15 protein-coding genes and 1 pseudogene are annotated in these 17611 nt (G+C 44.2%); 3 read left to right on the plus strand and 13 right to left on the minus strand.

All coding sequences use genetic code 11. The features are described from left to right. The first annotated feature begins 49 nt into the window (after nucleotides 1-49). The gene (locus JZY04_RS18995; protein ID WP_005775976.1) at nucleotides 50-1258 is read left to right on the plus strand and encodes an L-serine ammonia-lyase; all 1209 of its coding nucleotides are present in this window, start codon (nucleotides 50-52) and stop codon (nucleotides 1256-1258) included. A 103-nt stretch (nucleotides 1259-1361) separates the two neighbouring features. Here JZY04_RS18995 and JZY04_RS19000 read toward each other — a convergent pair whose 3' ends face one another. The 5 genes from JZY04_RS19000 to JZY04_RS21385 form a co-directional block, all read right to left on the minus strand. Then, nucleotides 1362-1862, minus strand: a complete 501-nt coding sequence (locus tag JZY04_RS19000) for a PepSY-like domain-containing protein (protein ID WP_005775975.1) — start codon at nucleotides 1860-1862, stop codon at nucleotides 1362-1364. Nucleotides 1863-1899: 37 nt separating this feature from the next. Continuing rightward, nucleotides 1900-2343, minus strand: a complete 444-nt coding sequence (locus JZY04_RS19005; RefSeq protein ID WP_005775974.1) for a PepSY-like domain-containing protein — start codon at nucleotides 2341-2343, stop codon at nucleotides 1900-1902. 115 nt (nucleotides 2344-2458) lie between these two features. Beyond that, nucleotides 2459-3013, minus strand: a complete 555-nt coding sequence (locus tag JZY04_RS19010) for a DUF4738 domain-containing protein (RefSeq protein ID WP_005775973.1) — start codon at nucleotides 3011-3013, stop codon at nucleotides 2459-2461. 151 nt (nucleotides 3014-3164) lie between these two features. Next, nucleotides 3165-3632 carry a DUF4890 domain-containing protein gene (locus JZY04_RS19015; RefSeq protein ID WP_005809744.1) on the minus strand — a complete coding sequence of 156 codons (468 nt, stop codon included), beginning with the start codon at nucleotides 3630-3632 and terminating at the stop codon, nucleotides 3165-3167. Nucleotides 3633-4415: 783 nt separating this feature from the next. After that, nucleotides 4416-4544 carry a hypothetical protein gene (locus JZY04_RS21385; RefSeq protein ID WP_255504458.1) on the minus strand — a complete coding sequence of 43 codons (129 nt, stop codon included), beginning with the start codon at nucleotides 4542-4544 and terminating at the stop codon, nucleotides 4416-4418. A gap of 49 nt (nucleotides 4545-4593) precedes the next feature. On the opposite strand from JZY04_RS21385, the gene ahpC reads away from it, so the two are divergent. After that, on the plus strand, nucleotides 4594-5160 hold the full coding sequence (gene ahpC / locus JZY04_RS19020; RefSeq protein WP_005775969.1) for an alkyl hydroperoxide reductase subunit C: 567 nt from the start codon (nucleotides 4594-4596) through the stop codon (nucleotides 5158-5160). Between the two features lie 68 nt (nucleotides 5161-5228). Further along, nucleotides 5229-6779: an alkyl hydroperoxide reductase subunit F gene (gene ahpF / locus JZY04_RS19025; protein ID WP_032543323.1), complete on the plus strand. Its 1551-nt coding sequence runs from the start codon at nucleotides 5229-5231 to the stop codon at nucleotides 6777-6779. A gap of 86 nt (nucleotides 6780-6865) precedes the next feature. On the opposite strand, the gene JZY04_RS19030 is transcribed toward ahpF, so the two are convergent. The 8 genes and pseudogenes from JZY04_RS19030 to JZY04_RS19065 all read right to left on the minus strand — a co-directional run bounded on the left by JZY04_RS19030 (nucleotide 6866) and on the right by JZY04_RS19065 (nucleotide 17420). Continuing rightward, nucleotides 6866-7873, minus strand: a complete 1008-nt coding sequence (locus tag JZY04_RS19030; protein WP_005809750.1) for an endonuclease/exonuclease/phosphatase family protein — start codon at nucleotides 7871-7873, stop codon at nucleotides 6866-6868. Between the two features lie 72 nt (nucleotides 7874-7945). After that, nucleotides 7946-8050: pseudogene (locus tag JZY04_RS19035) on the minus strand (alkaline phosphatase); the annotation flags it as partial. A gap of 9 nt (nucleotides 8051-8059) precedes the next feature. Further along, nucleotides 8060-9046: a metallophosphoesterase family protein gene (locus JZY04_RS19040; RefSeq protein WP_122143475.1), complete on the minus strand. Its 987-nt coding sequence runs from the start codon at nucleotides 9044-9046 to the stop codon at nucleotides 8060-8062. A 73-nt stretch (nucleotides 9047-9119) separates the two neighbouring features. Further along, nucleotides 9120-10643 carry a SusD/RagB family nutrient-binding outer membrane lipoprotein gene (locus JZY04_RS19045; RefSeq protein ID WP_005809757.1) on the minus strand — a complete coding sequence of 508 codons (1524 nt, stop codon included), beginning with the start codon at nucleotides 10641-10643 and terminating at the stop codon, nucleotides 9120-9122. 11 nt (nucleotides 10644-10654) lie between these two features. After that, nucleotides 10655-14041: a SusC/RagA family TonB-linked outer membrane protein gene (locus tag JZY04_RS19050; protein WP_122143476.1), complete on the minus strand. Its 3387-nt coding sequence runs from the start codon at nucleotides 14039-14041 to the stop codon at nucleotides 10655-10657. Between the two features lie 173 nt (nucleotides 14042-14214). Then, the gene (locus JZY04_RS19055) at nucleotides 14215-15180 is read right to left on the minus strand and encodes a FecR family protein (RefSeq protein ID WP_122143477.1); all 966 of its coding nucleotides are present in this window, start codon (nucleotides 15178-15180) and stop codon (nucleotides 14215-14217) included. Between the two features lie 639 nt (nucleotides 15181-15819). Then, entirely contained in the window at nucleotides 15820-16812 is a 993-nt protein-coding gene (locus tag JZY04_RS19060; protein ID WP_005818850.1) for a glycoside hydrolase family 43 protein, read from the minus strand. A gap of 62 nt (nucleotides 16813-16874) precedes the next feature. After that, nucleotides 16875-17420: an RNA polymerase sigma-70 factor gene (locus tag JZY04_RS19065; RefSeq protein WP_032529786.1), complete on the minus strand. Its 546-nt coding sequence runs from the start codon at nucleotides 17418-17420 to the stop codon at nucleotides 16875-16877. Between the last annotated feature and the right edge of the window lie 191 nt (nucleotides 17421-17611).

Consider the following 17611-nt stretch of genomic DNA (forward strand, 5'->3'; position numbering starts at 1 on the left):
AAAATCTTGAAAAAACAATTACCTTTGCGCAACAACCTAATTAGCTAATATGAAATCAATAAAAGAACTCTATCGCATTGGAACCGGGCCTTCGAGCAGCCACACCATGGGGCCTCGCAAGGCAGCAGAAATGTTCCTCACCCGACATCCTGAAGCAGCATCGTTCAAAGTAACCCTCTACGGAAGCTTGGCAGCGACAGGAAAAGGGCACATGACGGATGTAGCCATCATCGACACATTGGAACCGACAGCACCGGTAGATCTTATATGGCAACCTAAAATATTTCTACCTTTCCACCCCAACGGAATGAACTTCATTGCGCTCGACGCTGATGGCAACGAACTTGAAAACTGGACCGTTTACAGCGTTGGCGGAGGTGCATTGGCCGAAGACAACAAACAAGCTTCCATTGAAAGCCCGGAAGTATATGGCATGAACAGCATGACCGAAATTCTGGATTGGTGCGAACACACCGGAAAGAGTTACTGGGAATACGTGAAAGAATGCGAAGATCCCGATATATGGGACTACCTGAGAGAAGTATGGAATACGATGAAAGAGTCCGTCCAGCGTGGTCTTGAACAAGAGGGTGTACTGCCCGGCCCGTTGAACCTGAGACGCAAAGCCTCCACATATTATATCCGGGCCACCGGATACAAAGCTTCCCTGCAATCCCGCGGACTGGTTTTTGCCTATGCACTTGCCGTAAGTGAAGAAAATGCCTCGGGAGGTAAAATCGTAACGGCACCAACCTGCGGCTCATGCGGAGTAATGCCTGCCGTTCTCTATCATCTTGCCAAGAGCCGTGATTTCAGTGAGATGCGCATTCTTCGCGCACTGGCAACGGCCGGACTAATTGGCAACATCGTTAAGCAGAACGCTTCCATATCCGGAGCGGAAGTAGGTTGCCAGGGAGAAGTAGGCGTGGCATGCGCAATGGCTTCGGCCGCAGCCAACCAATTGTTCGGAGGCAGTCCTGCGCAAATTGAATATGCCGCCGAAATGGGTCTGGAACATCACTTGGGCATGACCTGCGACCCGGTGTGCGGATTAGTACAAATCCCCTGTATCGAACGGAACGCATACGCAGCCGCACGTGCACTGGACGCCAATCTATACTCGTCATTCACCGACGGAATACATCGCGTCTCTTTCGACAAGGTAATACAGGTAATGAAACAAACCGGCCACGACCTCCCTTCACTTTATAAAGAAACAAGCGAAGGCGGACTGGCAAAGGATTACAAGCCGATGTAAAAGGCCATTCTCCATAAAGCGCAAGAGGGTGTGCATGACTCACCACAGATTGCACATCCTCTTGTTCTTTCTATTCACGTGCCTCGGTCGGCAGATTCAACCTTTAAGTTCTGGGCCAGTGAGTATCGTCACCGTTGGTCACATCTTTTTCGTGCAGCAAACCGCCACCTTCCGAAAAGTATAAATCAATCTTCTTACCCTGTTCCACGGTTACCACAAATTCCGTATAAGGTTCATTCGGATATTCCAGTATCGCTACATCATCCACCACCCAATTGCTGTAACTCGACTCCATAAAAGCCGTCAGCACTGCCGGGGGCAGATTATTGATGCTGTTCAACTCGGTTTCCGTCATCAGCCAGGTGGCGTTGGCATCAAACCATACTTCCTTTTCTCTGCCGTCAGCCTGACAATCGGCTACATAATAAACACCCTTCTGCTCCCACTTAATGGCAGTGGCATTGGGATAAAGCTTCTTCAGTGCATCCTGAATGGCCTGGCTCGGCGGAAGATATCCTGTATCGTCATCATCACCACACGAACTGAAAGCAAACACTACCGACAGCAGCACAGCTGCCAACAAACTAAATTTCAACGATTTCATAATCAAGGTCTTTTTTTAACAGGTTTATTCCAATTTATCAATATTCCGCTTTACGGAAACGGCCGTCTTTGGTAAACTTCAGACTCAAATCCGTATTAAGCTCGACTTCATAACCTCTGCGGTCACGTTCTATCTGAGTTACAAATTCAGAGTTATATCCATTGGACTTCAAATACTCCTTCACGAAGCCGGGGATAATCGATGCGGGAACAGCGGCTTTCTTACAATCCACTTCAATCCAGTTTCCCCGGTTATCGAAGTCGATCTCGGTTGCATTAGTCAACAACACATCGTACTTCTTTGTTTGCAGAATCTCATTTTCTATCTTAATATGCGAAATCTGCGGATTAGAAAAGTGCTGATTAATAAAGTTGCGTGCCGGAAGAGGCAGTGTCATCACGTCTTTCGTAATGATATCACCTGCAAACGCAAATTGAACGGCTATGATAGCCAAAACAAGAATAGATAGAATCTTTTTCATAATCGTTATTTTTAGTGTAAATAATAAGTTTCGGAATTATTTTACACTGCAAATAACGAGATAGAATCGGGAAAGATTTGGTAATAAACAAAAGGGTAAACTCTTTTTGTATTTTTTAACGGCCAGAAGTATCCTCCTCGTATACCTCTTCCAGAAGTTCTTCTTTCTTCATGCTGATCTTCCCATCGGTCGAGATCGTAATGGAGACGGGCACATACAAGTCCGTTTGCGGATAACAAATACTGGCGGCATAGACAAATCCCTCGGGAGTTGTTTTATCATAAGCAATTCCTTCCAGAATGGACTTTGCCATAAAGTCCTCTCCTATCAGAGACGCAAATTGTTTCTTGGTGAAAGTCCTGCTAAAAATACGTTCATTCCCGCGTGTCAGTCTCAGAACAATCTGATTGTCAACGTATGTATTTCCCATCTGGCTCACTACCCGGGGAAGTGAATCATTAGGGGTACGGGATATAAACGAATGGTACTCTTTGCCTTTGTATTTAATATCTATCTCACTCTTCCGGGCTGTCATCCGCTGCAAGCCATGTGCATCGGTGCTATCTTGCATCAAGACACGGATATCGCTCTGTTTCTTTTCAGCTGTACCGGAACACGCAACGATAACCATAAGCATTGTCAACCCAAGCAGATAAATAAGCTTTTTCATATTTGAATCATCTGTTTATTAAATCGTACGGCAAAGGAACAAAAAGCAGTGGAAATATACAAGTATTTCGGTAATTAGTAGCTGACAATTAGTGAGGAACCGGCGCCCTATACCGCTACGCCGGTCCATCACTGATCATCCATACTGAAATTTACTTTCTACCTCCTCTTTTCGGTCCGCGTTCGGCCTTCTGCTTGGTATAGGCCTCATACTGCTCCTTCGTCATTATTTTCTTCAGACTGGCATCGTAAGCCTCACGCGAAGCTTTCATCTCCTGCCGCATCTTTTCTCTGTCTTCTTTCGACATGCGGGGAGCTTTTCTTTTATCCTGTTTACAAGTGCAGCTGTCAGTAGCCTGACTCTGCCCCTCCTTACCTTGCCTCATTTCGGGTTTCATCTTTCCGGGACGTGTTCCCATCTTCTCCATCAGAGCCATATTGGCTTCCAACAGTTGTTTCTTCTGGGTTTCATTCAAAGAGTATTCTTTCGCCATACGTTCAGTCATGCGCTCGGCACGTTCCTTCGGATCCATATTCTGACCACCTCTGCGCGGACCTTGTGCCATCGCCATTCCCCCTACCATCAAAAGGGCCACTAACAAAAAACTTATTCTTTTCATTGTTCTTTTCTTTTTTAAATTATCAAATAATCATCTGTCTTTTTTGTTGCAACTGTCTATATGACTAAAAAGTCAGATAGAAGTTTAAACGTGAATACAACTTTAACAAAACGCAAACTTATTTCTATTTTGATTAGACTACACCTGTCTGCGCTCTCTTTGCTTTCATATCACCTTCTCTTCCAAGCACCCTTCCCTCCCTCTTTCCACAGCGAAGGCTTTAAAATGCCGTTCTGTCAAATTGATAATCGAATGGACCCAGATTTGCTTTTTTCCGGGCAAGAATGCAGTAGAACGTTTTTTTCGTCTCCTTTCCCGGTCAGCCTTTTCCGTTTTATCACCTTTAATCTCTATTTTCAGGCAAGAGAACACTTATTCTATAAGAATAAGAACAAAAAGGGTATTATTTAAGTCCGGCACTTCCCTTTTATCTGTTTCGGCACCTTCATAATCAAAGGTCAACCAGAAAAAAATCTCTCTCTTTTCATCTCTCAAACGGGAACAACATATGTAATGAGAGAAAACATATAGAGATATTCCAAAAAGAAGTAAGCATTTTTTCAAGTTGCTTACGTCTTTCGGACCAAATGCTTACTTCTTTTTCCGGAAACACCGGCTCTTTTGGATGAAAACACCGGCTTTCGCACCGCCCAAGCCTGCTTCTTGAGGAAGAAAAACTCAGTTTTTGCACTTCGCTCCCGCCGGTTTGATCCGAATCTCCAAAGGGCTTGTCAGCCAATCAGCGTTTTTACTTTCTTTCCGGAAGAGGACTAAAGAAATAAGTTACAATATGAACGTTCCGTCCTTATACCAGGCAAAAAACACATGGAGCTGCATACCCCATAAGATTTCATCTATCAGCCGATAAATATTATCAATGGGATTTTTTGTTGAAACGGGAAATTTTGCCATACTTTTGCAACGTAAACAAATAAAGAATGAATCTAAATAAGAAACAATTATGGAACCAATTATCAACTCACAGATGCCTGAATTCAAAGTACAGGCTTTTCAAAACGGAAGTTTTAAAACAGTAAGCAGCGAAGACGTAAAGGGAAAATGGGCTATTTTCTTCTTCTATCCGGCAGACTTCACATTTGTATGTCCGACAGAATTGGTAGACGTTGCCGAAAAGTATGAGCAATTCCAGGCCATGGGTGTGGAAGTGTACTCGGTAAGCACCGACTCCCACTTTGTACACAAAGCATGGCATGATGCTTCGGAAAGTATCCGTAAGATCAAATATCCGATGCTGGCAGACCCGACAGGCGTACTGAGCCGTGGCTTTGGCGTGATGATCGAAGAAGACGGAATGGCTTACCGCGGAACCTTCCTCGTAAATCCGGAAGGAAAGATCAAGATTGCCGAAATACAGGACAACAACATCGGACGTAATGCCGATGAATTACTCCGCAAAGTAGAAGCCGCACAGTTTGTGGCTACCCACGACGGAGAAGTTTGCCCCGCTAAATGGAAAAAAGGCGAAGCAACCCTGAAGCCGAGCATCGATCTGGTCGGTAAGATCTAAGCAGTAATTCTATGAAGACCGGCATCCCCCAATGCCGGTCTTTTTTACCCTAATCAATCTTCAATATAATGTTAGACTCAGCTATAAAAGAACAATTACGTACCATCTTCTCCGGATTGGAGGCGAAGTACACATTTGATATCACCGTCTCACCACAGCACGAAAGCCGCAACGAACTCCTGGACCTTCTGAACGACGTGGCATCTTGTTCAGAGAAACTATCTTGCCGGATCCATGAGGGCGAAGGACTGGAATTTACGCTTCTCAAAGACGACCAAAGGACGGGCATCACTTTCCGCGCCGTCCCCAACGGACATGAATTCAGTTCATTACTACTCGCCGTACTGAACGCAGACGGAAAAGGCAAAAACTTCCCGGACGAAGGGATTTGCAACCGGGTAAAAGCATTGAAAGGACCTATCCGCCTGACAACCTATGTGTCACTGACTTGTACCAACTGTCCCGACGTAGTGCAGGCACTCAATGCCATGACCACACTCAACGCCCGGATCCAGCACCAGACGGTGGATGGTGCCATCAATCAAGCCGAAGTAGAAGCCTTGAAAATACAGGGAGTTCCCTCTGTATTCGCAGACGGCAAACTGATTCATGTAGGCCGCGGCGACTTTGGCGAACTGTTGAGCAAACTGGAAGAACAATATGGAGTGGAACAAAGCCCCCGTGAAAGTTCTATCAGGAAGTATGACGTGATTGTAGTCGGTGGAGGTCCGGCAGGTTCCGCCGCTGCCATCTATTCGGCCCGCAAAGGCCTGAATGTAGCCGTTATTGCCGAAAGAATAGGCGGACAGGTAAAAGAGACAGTCGGCATAGAGAACCTGATTTCCGTTCCCTCAACCACCGGAAGTCAGTTGGCCGATAACTTGAAAACGCACATGGCACAATATCCTATCGACCTGCTCGAACATCGCCGGCTTGAAAAGCTCGAGCTTGAAGGCAAAGACAAAGTGCTCACAGCCAAAGGGGGCGAGCGTTTCTCTGCTCCGGCAGTAATCGTTGCCACCGGTGCAAGCTGGCGTAAACTGAATGTACCGGGCGAAGCGGAATACATCGGCCGGGGAGTTGCATTCTGCCCGCATTGCGATGGTCCGTTCTACAAAGGAAAACATGTGGCTGTCGTAGGAGGAGGAAACTCCGGAATCGAAGCTGCCATCGATCTGGCAGGCATCTGCTCAAAAGTCACGGTACTCGAATTTATGGATGAACTGAAAGCAGACCAAGTGTTGCAGGAGAAACTGAAAAGCCTGCCGAACGTAGAAGTCTTCGTCCATTCGCAGACCACCGAAGTGATAGGCAATGGCGACAAAGTTACCGGCATCCGTGTCAAAGACCGTCAGACGGAGCAGGAACAGGTGATCGGGTTAGACGGCATTTTTGTACAGATAGGACTGATGCCCAACAGCGGTATTTTCCGGGAGACGGTAGAAGTAAACCGTCCGGGTGAAATCATAATAGACTCCCACTGCCGCACCAATGTTCCGGGGATCTATGCTGCCGGAGATGTCTCCACCGTTCCCTACAAACAGATTATCATCGCAATGGGGGAAGGTGCCAAAGCAGCGCTCGCAGCATTCGAAGACCGGATGCGTGGGGAGATTTAAGACACAGAGTAACACAGAGCATTTATGTCAATAATCAATGACTTAAAATTCACTCTGTGTTACTCTATGTCTTCTGTGGTGAAACATCACTTCATCTTAAACGTTACCAACAGTCCTTTATGATCGGTCGGCCATACGTCCAACGGAAGCAGGAATTTGTCTTTTGAAGTCTCCTGTACTCTCTGGTTACGTACGATAGAGCCTTTCGGACCAAAGATCACCGCTTTCTTTGCTTCAATATCCTTTCCCTGATAGAAAATAAAATCAATGCGGTCACGTTCGTCCGCTTTCGGTGCCCATGTCAGTTTACCGGGTTCTTTCAGCGGATTATCTGCCGGATATGTAAATCCCGGGTGAGTCAGCGGATTCGGGTAAATATGGCGGTATGTATCTATAAATCCGTCCTTCTCCAACAATGTTGTCACTGTCCAGGGAATTACGAGACCATTATGGTCGTACAGATTCTTGTTTTCCTCAATCCAGTCCAGATGTGAAGGTTCGTTGAAGTCACCGCCTACAATCACGCTATATCCGTTTGCAATGTCCTTTTTTGCCTCAGCGATAAACATCTTGATGGCGTCATCGCGTTGAGATGCCACATTCACTTTGAGCACCTCTTCCACAGTAGTCGGAATAGGTATCTCTTTCCAACTGGAACCGTCATAACCACGTACATTGTAATATGCACAATCCAAATAGTCCAAATGCGCCGTATAAACAGCCACTTTATGTCCGTCCACCGAGCTGGTCAGTTTATAGATACTTCCGTGATCTCCGTTTTCCGGAAATACAGTCAGTGAATCCGTGATCGGATGTTTGCTCAGCAAGCCTGTGTCATAAGTATAGAAAGAGTAATAATCCAGCCCTTTCTCTTTGAGAGAAGCCACAATACGGTCGTTGAAACGAGTGTTATGGTAATTGCGTACTTCACTGAACGTCACAAAATCGGGTTGCAAACGTACAATCTCGTTAACGATTGCATCATATCCTCCCGGAACCATTGTACCTTCCTGCCATACATTCCATTGCAGAACCGTAAATTCACCTTTACCTTTACTTTGCCCCACCATAGTTACCAGCAGGAAAAGCGTCATAAAAAAAATCTTTTTCATTTTATCCAATTTATATTATGTGCATTGTTTTTCTTCGGGTTGTGACAGTACTGTTTACTTGAAAACCTGTATCATCGGACGTCCTGTCCAAACTTGCGGCTGTTTCACTCCAAAAACATATCCCATCGTGGCGGCAGTGTCATATCGCATCATGCTTTTGTGCAACCTTTATTCTTTAGTAAAATCGGCAGGATAGGTCACTTGTTGTACAATCCCTTCTTTCAGGCGTATCCATGTACGGAAGCTGCTTGCGTTTTCATCCAACTCTATCACCCTCGCACCGTTTGTCAGATGGTTATAGACTGTATTACCGCCAGTATAACGTCCGTATGCCAGCAAGATGCCCTTCCATGACACAGCATAGTCGTCATCATGATCGTGTCCCACAAATATACCTCTCACATCTCCCATCTCTTTCATGGCAGTAAACAAGCCCGAATTTAACTGGGGAGCACATGCTTTTTCTTTACGAATACCATAAAGTATTGCGCTTTCGGAAGAGGCTGCCTGATTATACTCCGGCAAAGCTATATGAAAAAATGCATACGACGAAACCGGAACGCCATTATTTTCCGCAGTAAACTTCTTACTGTTCTCACGATACCACTGAATCTGGTCAAATTTGATATAATCGTATCCGTTCACCCCTTTTATCTGTGAATAAGAATGGGAATCGATGCAATAAAGAACCGTTGCATTGCGTTTTCCGTCCGACGACTTCACAGGCAGGATAAAATTGGTCACCCCCGAGATTCCCGGAGTGGTCTGTGTCAGGTTGTAAGGAACGGACTGGATAATCTTCAGCAGTTCTTCACGGGTCAATCCCTGCTCATTATCATGATTCCCGAAAGTTACGGCAAAAGGAATCTCTCTTTTAGATACCAGATTCAATACCGTACGCATCCCTTCTTCCGCGGGTTTGCCATAAATCACGTCACCTGTGAAAAGAACAAGATCGGGTTTTTCCAAATCCAGTACCTGATTGATACGCTCAACCGATATGTCCGAACGGGGGTCATTATAGATATAATGAACATCGGTAAACTGGACAATCTTGAATTTACCGTCTTTGTTGAACCGGAGAGTTTGCTGCTGTGCACTTGCCAGCTGAAGGCTTCCCAACAGGATAGCCAGCAATAAATAAATTTGTTTCATGGTTATGATTATTTGGGTATAAAGAAGGACGCACAGGATATACCTGTGCGTTTACCTTCAAATGAGTAATAATTTACTGGAGAATCCACATTAACTTATTCACATCGTCCGAACCGTTGTACTGACGCTGAACAGCTTCGTTGGCGTTATCCGGATTATAACTGAATTCAGCCTCCGGATACATCCATCTTGTAGGGATCTTATCCTTTTCTGTATTCAGGTTCGTATTCGGATTGATAGGCAATACCGGATATCCTGTACGGCGGTAGTCATAGTAAGCGTCATACGGATGTTGCAGGAACGAGGCCAGATAACGTTGCAATAAGATCATCTCCAGGTCTTTTTCCTTATCACCGGATAACTGGATGACCGGTTGTGCCAAGTATTCCTGTATATACTCTTGGGTAATGGTACGTCCATGAGTATACTCTTCCTTATCAGGCGTGTTGTCCGCTATAAAATTCATGCTGGCTTCTATACCTTTCTTATAATAAGTAGAAGCATCTCCCGAAATCCAGCCGCGTACAGCTCCCTCAGCCAATATAAAGTTCTGCTCCGCATAGCTCAGGCGCATCAGAGGTTCCCCCTCCGGAATACGGGTATAGCGAAGGTTAGCCAGGCAGAATTCACCTTTTCCGTACAGAACGGAGATATTTGAATAGCTGTCCGAAGGATCTACCGAAAGATAAGCATCCCACTCGGACTCTTTCACCCCTTTGTCTGTCTGGGCTTTCGAAGGAGAAGCATAATAGAACATGCGGTAGTCATTGAACTTTTTCAGGTTATCGATAATCACGCTCGACATCATCAGATAGTCAGAATGCTTGTTTTGTGTATAGTAGAACGGATAAAGCTGTCCGGCCTTATTAGAATATACCAGTTGGAAGTTATCTGCATTCGATGTCATCAGTGAACCCGAGGCAGCCAGTCGGGCAAAGCGTTCTTTCACTTTCAGGTCTGCGTCCGCCTCTTTCTTACACAAGTGGGTCAGTACCTTCAGTTCGAATGCAACCACGGTCTTTTTCCAGTTTTCAGTGTCACCGCCAAAGATAGGGTCACCGTCAAAGTCATCACCCGATGAGAATAAAGTGTAAGCCTCTTCCAAATCTTCCAATACCTGACGCATCACCTCTTTCTGTGTATCGTATTTAGGCTTCTGAACTCCCTCTTCGCCTTTCAAAGCATCACTGTAAGGGATATCGCCCACTTCCAATGATTTATAAAACAGCTTATAGGCCTTCATAAACTTAGCCAAAGCAGCATACGAGTCCTTATCTCCATCATTGGCCGCATCAATCATCTTCTGGCAGTTTGTGAGAATGGTATAACCGTCAAAATCGGTTCTGCCAAACAGATTGTACTGTTCATCCGAAGCATTCTCCGACCATGCGATCTGCTTACTCAGCATACTGTGGTATACAAAATTCTTTGCAGCACCCTGTTGTGTGATATTCAGGATAAGTTTTGTCGCCAACATGGGGGCTGTCACCTTGGTTGCGGCATCCGGGTTCGTATTCAAATCATCAAACTTGTTACAAGATGCCAGGATAGCGGCACTTGCTGTAAGTAAAAGCAACGTTTTATTTATTAGTTTCATAATTTCCATTTTTACAAATCAAACTTAACATTAAATCCGACATATCTCATAGAAGGTGAATTCAGGTCGTCCGAATCCACATCCGGGTCAGCATACTTAAACTCTTTCATCCAGATCAATAAGTTCTGTCCGATCAAACCGAGTGTAACGCCTTTCATATGCAGTTTATCACATACTGATTTAGGCATTGTGTACAACAATGAAAGCTCACGCAATTTCAGGAATGTACAGTCGTGAACGTTCTGGTAAACCTTGCCACCCGACCACGGATTGTAGTTCTTGATATAGCTTTCATACGAAACCTGTGTATCGTTCGGTGCAAACACACGCGTATCACTGATAATCTTTCCGGTTGTGTCGTATTCAACCTTACCCGATACCACTTTCACACCCTGGCCCACATAGTTCTTTTTGCCGTTCACCACTTCATCATAACGCCATTTGTTATCACTATCGGGGTGTACACCGGTGTTCCACATGGTCTGCTCCGTACGAGAATAAGCCATACCGCCTACACGTCCGTCCAGCGAGATTCCCAAAGTCCATTCTTTATAGCGCAAGGTAGTGCTAAGCCCCCAGATCCAGTCCGGATATTCATTACCCATTACCGACTGGTATTTGCTTTGTACGGGATAACCGTTTTCATGAATGATGTTTCCCTGAGGGTCACGTTCCCAATCATAGATGCCATACCAGTCCCAACGTTTACCGGCAGCTACCCAAGGTTTCTGTGTAGAGTACACCGGGTCAACCTTAGCATAGAAGTAACGGTCACGGGCCCAGTTAGCATTCACTTCCCAATTCCAGTCTTTTGATTGGATCAAAGACGCTGTCAACGAAACTTCCACTCCCCGACGAACCTGCTCTTCATCATAGTTCACCAATGTTTTGGTAAAACCGGACGATCCACTGATTGTAGCTTCACGTGTCAGGTTGTATTTCAGCTTGTTATAATAAGAAATATCAAAGCGCAAACGGTTGTTCCATACATTGAAAGCAGTACCGATTTCGTAAGAACGCGCAGCAGTCGGTTCAAGGGTTGTACTGCGAATCATTTCCGGATATACGGCAGTATTCATTCCGTCCCATACGTTGGTGCTTACACTGTAAGCCTGATTCGTATCATAAATGCCCAAGTCGCTCTTCGTTACAGTCCAGGCACCTCTCAGTTTCCAGAAGTTCAGCCATTCGGGCATCTTCAGTAACTGCGACATGATGATACTTCCCGATACAGCCGGATAGAAATAAGAACGTGTTTCCGAGGGCAAAGTAGACGACCAGTCATTACGTGCCGTAACATCCACAAACACGGTGCTCTTCCAGGAAGCAGAGAATTTTCCGTAAATAGAATTCACCTGTTTTTGCTTGTATGAACTTGAGGAAGCAATCGGGTCAACCGATGCTTTCAGCGAATAATAGCCCGGAATGCTCAATCCGTTACGGGTATTCGATGATATGGCATCATCATAGTAATAATAGATGGTACCTCCGACAAAACCATCGATGGCAAAATCGCCAAAACTGTGGTTGGCAGATAACAAGGCATCACCATTGAAACTGAATCCGGTAGATTTGGATGTATAGAAGTATCCGTTCTTGTCCCATCCGCCGCGGGCACTCATTGCGTTTTTCTTTTCCGTACGGCTGGCATAAGCATCGGCACCGGCTCTCATTGAGAAGTTCAGCCAGGGCATGATGTCATATTTACCCGACAAGTAAGCGTTTACTTTATCATAATCATTCGATGAAGTCATTTCATGCGCCAGATAATAAGGGTTATCATACCACACGTCATTCATCCAGTTCTGTTCTTCGTCTTTCTTTCTCCAATAGTTTTTATAGTCGCGCACATCATAATCGGTACCTGTCCATACCAACAGGTTGTAGATGTAACCGCCGCCGCCATAACCGGCTCCTTCACCATTGGGATAGAAACGCTTGTTGTAGATCGCCCCTCCTTCGAAACTCAGTTTGCCGAACTTCATGTCTCCACCTACCGAATAAGTAATCTTATTCAATCTCTGGTTCGGATATTGTCCCTTGTTATAAACATGCGACAAAGAAGAGCGGAAACTACCGTATTTACCGGTCTGGCTGATACTGATATTGTTATTGGTGATGAAACCTGTTTCCAGGAAGTTCTTAAAGTTGTCTTTACCTTTCGAAACCAACGGCATCTCTTTCCACTCATAAGTATACGGGTCATACTGTACGGCTGTACGGCCGATATCCAATTTATCACCCCAAACAAAGTCGGCAGCGGTATATTTACCTCCCTGACCGGTACTGTATCCGTGTTGCACTTCCGGCAACACCAGATAGCCGGCATTGAACATCGTACTACTGTTTACCGAAATATTCAGTCCTTCCTGGCTACCTTTCTTTGTAGTCACCATGATAGCTCCCGAACCTCCGCGGGCACCATACAAAGCCGATGCAGTAGCTCCTTTCAATACGTCAACAGACTCAATGTCATCCGCCGCGATATCATTCAGAGAGATATTGCTATACGGCACACCGTCCACAACCAATAACGGAGTCTCACCACGCAGTTTGAGGGTCGGAGCCGTATTGAACTCCGTACTGTTGGTTACGTTCAGACCGGCAACCTTACCGGTCAGTGAAGTAGCGATGTTAACAGGTTTCACAGTGGACAACTTACTTCCACCCACCTTCTGGACAGCATAACCCAATGCCTTTTCTTCGCGTTTGATACCCAAAGCTGTTACCACCACTTCATCAAGCACTTCTGCGTCTTCCGCCATTTTAATTCTCAGCATGGTTTTTCCGTTCACCGGCACTTCCTGCTGTTGGTATCCGATAAAGGAAACGATCAGTACACCATTGGTAGGCACTTCCAATTTAAAGTTACCCTCCACGTTCGTAATCGTTCCGGTTCCCTGAGCACCTTTCAATTTGATGTTAGCCCCGATTATAGGCTCACCTGCTGTATCTACGATGGTTCCCGATACTTGAATTGTATTCTTTTTCTGTTGGGGAGATGCAGCCAAAGACTGTGCTTCAGCCTCTTTGCGTACATGAAGAGAAATATAATTATCTGCGAAATTATAAGAAATATTATTCTTAGAGAGCACCTCGCTCAGTAAATCGGCCACCCTATGAGTACCTTTCTTCACACTTACCTGACGAGAAGCATTGATTTCTGCATCACTATAGATAAACAGATAGTCTGTCTGTCTTTCAATTTCCGCCATAAACTCCTTTAACGGAAGTTGGTTTCGAGACATGTTTACCCTTGCATTTTGCGAGCTTACACCGGCATGTGCCTGAAGGATAAGCAGAAATAATAGCAAGACTGTGCATTTCATAATTCGCAAGATTTGAATAATTTCACGTTGTTTAATTGCATAAGATAACAGCAATAAGTTTTTTTTCATACTTTTGCAATGTAATAAGGTTAATACTTTGTTGTTTTTTATTAGGACCAGCCAAATGTGTTGACTTTATCGGGAGGGAAAGGTGTACCAGACCATTTCCTCCTTTTTTTCACTTCATACTGTTTTTCTATTTCATAGGCATCTGTTTTTAGTTAGAGTATCATCCGTATTTATCAATAAATAATAATTTCTTCTTCACTAACTATCTTGTATTTGAAAGGCATGGCACCTTGCAAAGCTTTTAAGATACTCTCCAAAGAATCACTTTGCCGGAATTTACCGGAAATGCGTTGGGTTGCATTGACCGAACGTTCTATCTTGAAATTTACGTCATTCCATAAAGCGACGCTGTTCAGCACTCTCCCGAAAGGTTCCGACAGGAAACTCACTATTCCGTTCTTCAGGTATTCTTCATTATCAAAGTCCGATTCCCGCTTCATCAGACGGTCTCCCCACAGCACCGCCTTCTCTTTGGGTTGCAGAAATACTTCATTCCTTATATCTGCCGGATCATAAATATGAACACAGCCTTCTACAAGGTCCGTCTCAAATTCAGCACTATTCTTATAGGCCGATATATTGAATTTAGTTCCGAGCACTCTGATCCGATAGCCCTTGGCCGAAACGATAAACGGCTTTTCAGGATTCTTTGCCACATCAAAATAAGTAGCACCATCCAATTCAACTTTACGGTCCGACTCATTAAAAGATGCCGACAGGCGGAGACTGCTGCAAGGACTCAGCCAGGCAACGGTTCCATCCGGTAAATCCACTTTTACCCGCTGTCCCTTGGGAGCTGTAATCATAGTATAGTTTTTACCGAATTCCTCTGACAAGTATTGCTTTGTGACGTAGAAAGTACCTGCAATCAACACCGCGAAAACAGCGGCATATTTCAAAGATACGGTAATTGTCCGCTTCAATCTTTTACGAAACAGGAGTTGCGCGAAATGCTGCTTCCCTTTTCGGCTGACTTCAGGATCGTCCTGCCGGGAAAGTATTCCGGTCAACGCCACTACATTCTGCATCCGGAGAAATTCTTTCTTCAAAGTTTCATCCGTCTCTATCCGGTCGAAAAGGTCTTTTTTCTCCCAGTCAGTCATTTCTCCTGCAAAATATTTATCTATTAGTTCATTCATTTTTTAGGGTTTCTATTAATAAGGCGTAACAGCCTTTAAAATCCACTAAAAGAAAAACAACTTTTTTTCAAAAAACTTTTTTTCTTTGCAATCAGACCCATGCAGCCAGAATAAAACATCACAATCCCCTGTCCCACCCTTTTCATCGGTTTATACCTCTCCCTCTCCGGAAACCTCTTCTGAACAAGCCCATCACAAGATTAAAATCAAACACACAAAAGTCTCTGGTCAAAGTTCGTCAGAATACTAAAGAAAATGGGATTCTTCATATCATACTGTCCATCTCAGCACTCAAGATGTGTATCTTAGCCGCCAAGATGCAAATCTCGGCAGCCAAGATGTCCATCTTAGCGGCTAAGATGAACTTTACATGCAGACCAGAAGATTTTTCAGTCATGACTTCACCACTTCATAAAGAAGCACATCCCATCAAACAATGGACTTCTTAATGCACTTTCTCACTCTTAATGATCACCATATTCGCCCGAAGATACCCTACTGATCCCAAACAATAAAACGGCCTCAGATGCAATTTCAAATGTCATCGACAGTTTGAAAAAGTCAGCATCTGCGGCCGTTTACAAAACCAGCTTTGTTCATGTGCCATTCTGTTTCCGGCACATCTCCCAAACGATTTCCTTATTTCTTCTTGATCTTCTGTGGAGGTACACCCTCAAAAGTCATCTTCACAGGTTTAATAAATCCGTCTTTGTCAAAAGTCATTTTGTCAATGCAAGTCGCGCGGTGATCGCGCGCATTATCATTCAGCGGACGACGATGATAAACAATATAATAATCATCCGACCCGGGAGCATGCAACACCGAGTGATGTCCGGCACTGGTTGCCACTGAAGAATCCTGCTCCAGAATTTTGGCTACACGTTTAAAAGGACCGAACGGAGAATCGGAAATAGCATAAGCTACAGAGTAATCAGGGCTTCCCCAACCTCCTTCACTCCACATAAAATAATATTTGCCGTCTTTCTTGAACATAAACGGTCCTTCGACATAATTTTCCGGAGTCACTTCTTTATAGATAGTACCGTCTTCGAAAGGTACCAATCCTGTAAAATCATCGTTCAACTGCACTACATTACAATGTCCCCAACCACCATAATACATATAATAACGCCCGTCATCATTGTACACAAACTGGTCGATCGGTTGCGCTCCATTCACTATCTCATTAATCAACGGCTTGCCCAGCAAATCTTTGTACGGTCCTTCCGGACGATCGCTGACTGCCACGCCAATGCCACCAATCTCTCCTTCGTGAACATCGTTCGCTCCAAAAAAGAAATAATATTTTCCATTTTTACTAATCACCGAAGGAGCCCACATCGCTTTCTTAGCCCATTTAACGGCTGTAGTATCCAGAACCGAAGCATGTTTGGTCCAGTTCACAAGGTCTTTGGAAGAGAAACAATCAAAGAAAGTCTGTTTTTCGTAAACGTCGCTCCAAGTTGGAAAGATCCAATAAGTATCATCATAAATAATGCCTTCCGGATCGGCATACCACCCCTGGAGTACAGGATTACCACTCGTGGCCTTATGGGCAGCCACTTTCTTTTGCTGTGCAAAGCAGCAAGCACCGCCCACCATCAGGACGATGCAAATAACTAAGTGTTTCATTGTTGTGTTTTGAATATAAAATAAGTAATTCCTAATAACTTGACAAAAATAGGGATTCTTTTTCAGATAATGAAAACAAAAAGGGGAAAGTAGTCTTTCAGTTCTTCTTTTAACTTGCGCAATGCGATGGCAATCTGATTCTCAACCGTATTGGGAGAAACATTCAGCCGTATAGCTATCTCTTTATAGCGGAGATTCTGCAAACGGCTCATAATAAATATTTCACGGCAACGCTCCGGCAAGCGATTGATGGCATTATTCAATATCTCCTCAATGTCAGCATCCGAAAGGCGATCGTTGTCAAATGCTTCCAATGAATATAGTTTCAGTTGGAGTTCCCTGTTTTCTATCTCCGAAAGCGAACCTTTACGGATATCACGAACCATCTCTTTACGAAAATAGTCGATACAACGGTTTTTTGCCAATGTAAATAGATAGGCATTCAGGTTCTGAAGTGTTTCGATGATATCTCTGTGTTCCCATAAATAGATAAAGATTTCCTGGACAATATTCTCCGATTCATCCTCTGAAATCAGATACGTTTGGGTAAAACGCAGTAACTTCGGAAAATAAACATCATAAATTTCTGAGAAACCGTCTTTTTTCATACTATCATCTGTTGTAACTAAAGGAACGATAATTATTGCACAGGTTGCAAAGATATAAAAAGATTTAAAATTCATTATTACGAATATATGAATATTACTCTTATCTTTGTGAAAAACTAACATAAACCCGTTGGCGGAATTAATTTAAGTTGATAAATATGAGTAAAAAGTTGTACATGTCGCTGATTTTT

Origin of the sequence: Bacteroides sp. 11BF (assembly GCF_019633765.1) — a bacterium.
GTDB classification, from domain to species: domain Bacteria; phylum Bacteroidota; class Bacteroidia; order Bacteroidales; family Bacteroidaceae; genus Bacteroides; species Bacteroides hominis.

Coding starts and splice junctions, on each gene's coding strand:
- JZY04_RS21385 (WP_255504458.1), bottom strand. CDS start 4,544: ATGGCAAAATTTCCCGTTTCAACAAAAAATCCCATTGATAATATTTAT.
- ahpC (WP_005775969.1), top strand. CDS start 4,594: ATGGAACCAATTATCAACTCACAGATGCCTGAATTCAAAGTACAGGCT.
- JZY04_RS19010 (WP_005775973.1), bottom strand. CDS start 3,013: ATGAAAAAGCTTATTTATCTGCTTGGGTTGACAATGCTTATGGTTATC.
- JZY04_RS19065 (WP_032529786.1), bottom strand. CDS start 17,420: ATGAAAAAAGACGGTTTCTCAGAAATTTATGATGTTTATTTTCCGAAG.
- JZY04_RS19050 (WP_122143476.1), bottom strand. CDS start 14,041: ATGAAAAAAAACTTATTGCTGTTATCTTATGCAATTAAACAACGTGAA.
- JZY04_RS19040 (WP_122143475.1), bottom strand. CDS start 9,046: ATGAAACAAATTTATTTATTGCTGGCTATCCTGTTGGGAAGCCTTCAG.
- ahpF (WP_032543323.1), top strand. CDS start 5,229: ATGTTAGACTCAGCTATAAAAGAACAATTACGTACCATCTTCTCCGGA.
- JZY04_RS19045 (WP_005809757.1), bottom strand. CDS start 10,643: ATGAAACTAATAAATAAAACGTTGCTTTTACTTACAGCAAGTGCCGCT.
- JZY04_RS18995 (WP_005775976.1), top strand. CDS start 50: ATGAAATCAATAAAAGAACTCTATCGCATTGGAACCGGGCCTTCGAGC.
- JZY04_RS19030 (WP_005809750.1), bottom strand. CDS start 7,873: ATGACGCTTTTCCTGCTGGTAACTATGGTGGGGCAAAGTAAAGGTAAA.
- JZY04_RS19060 (WP_005818850.1), bottom strand. CDS start 16,812: ATGAAACACTTAGTTATTTGCATCGTCCTGATGGTGGGCGGTGCTTGC.
- JZY04_RS19015 (WP_005809744.1), bottom strand. CDS start 3,632: ATGAAAAGAATAAGTTTTTTGTTAGTGGCCCTTTTGATGGTAGGGGGA.
- JZY04_RS19005 (WP_005775974.1), bottom strand. CDS start 2,343: ATGAAAAAGATTCTATCTATTCTTGTTTTGGCTATCATAGCCGTTCAA.
- JZY04_RS19055 (WP_122143477.1), bottom strand. CDS start 15,180: ATGAATGAACTAATAGATAAATATTTTGCAGGAGAAATGACTGACTGG.
- JZY04_RS19000 (WP_005775975.1), bottom strand. CDS start 1,862: ATGAAATCGTTGAAATTTAGTTTGTTGGCAGCTGTGCTGCTGTCGGTA.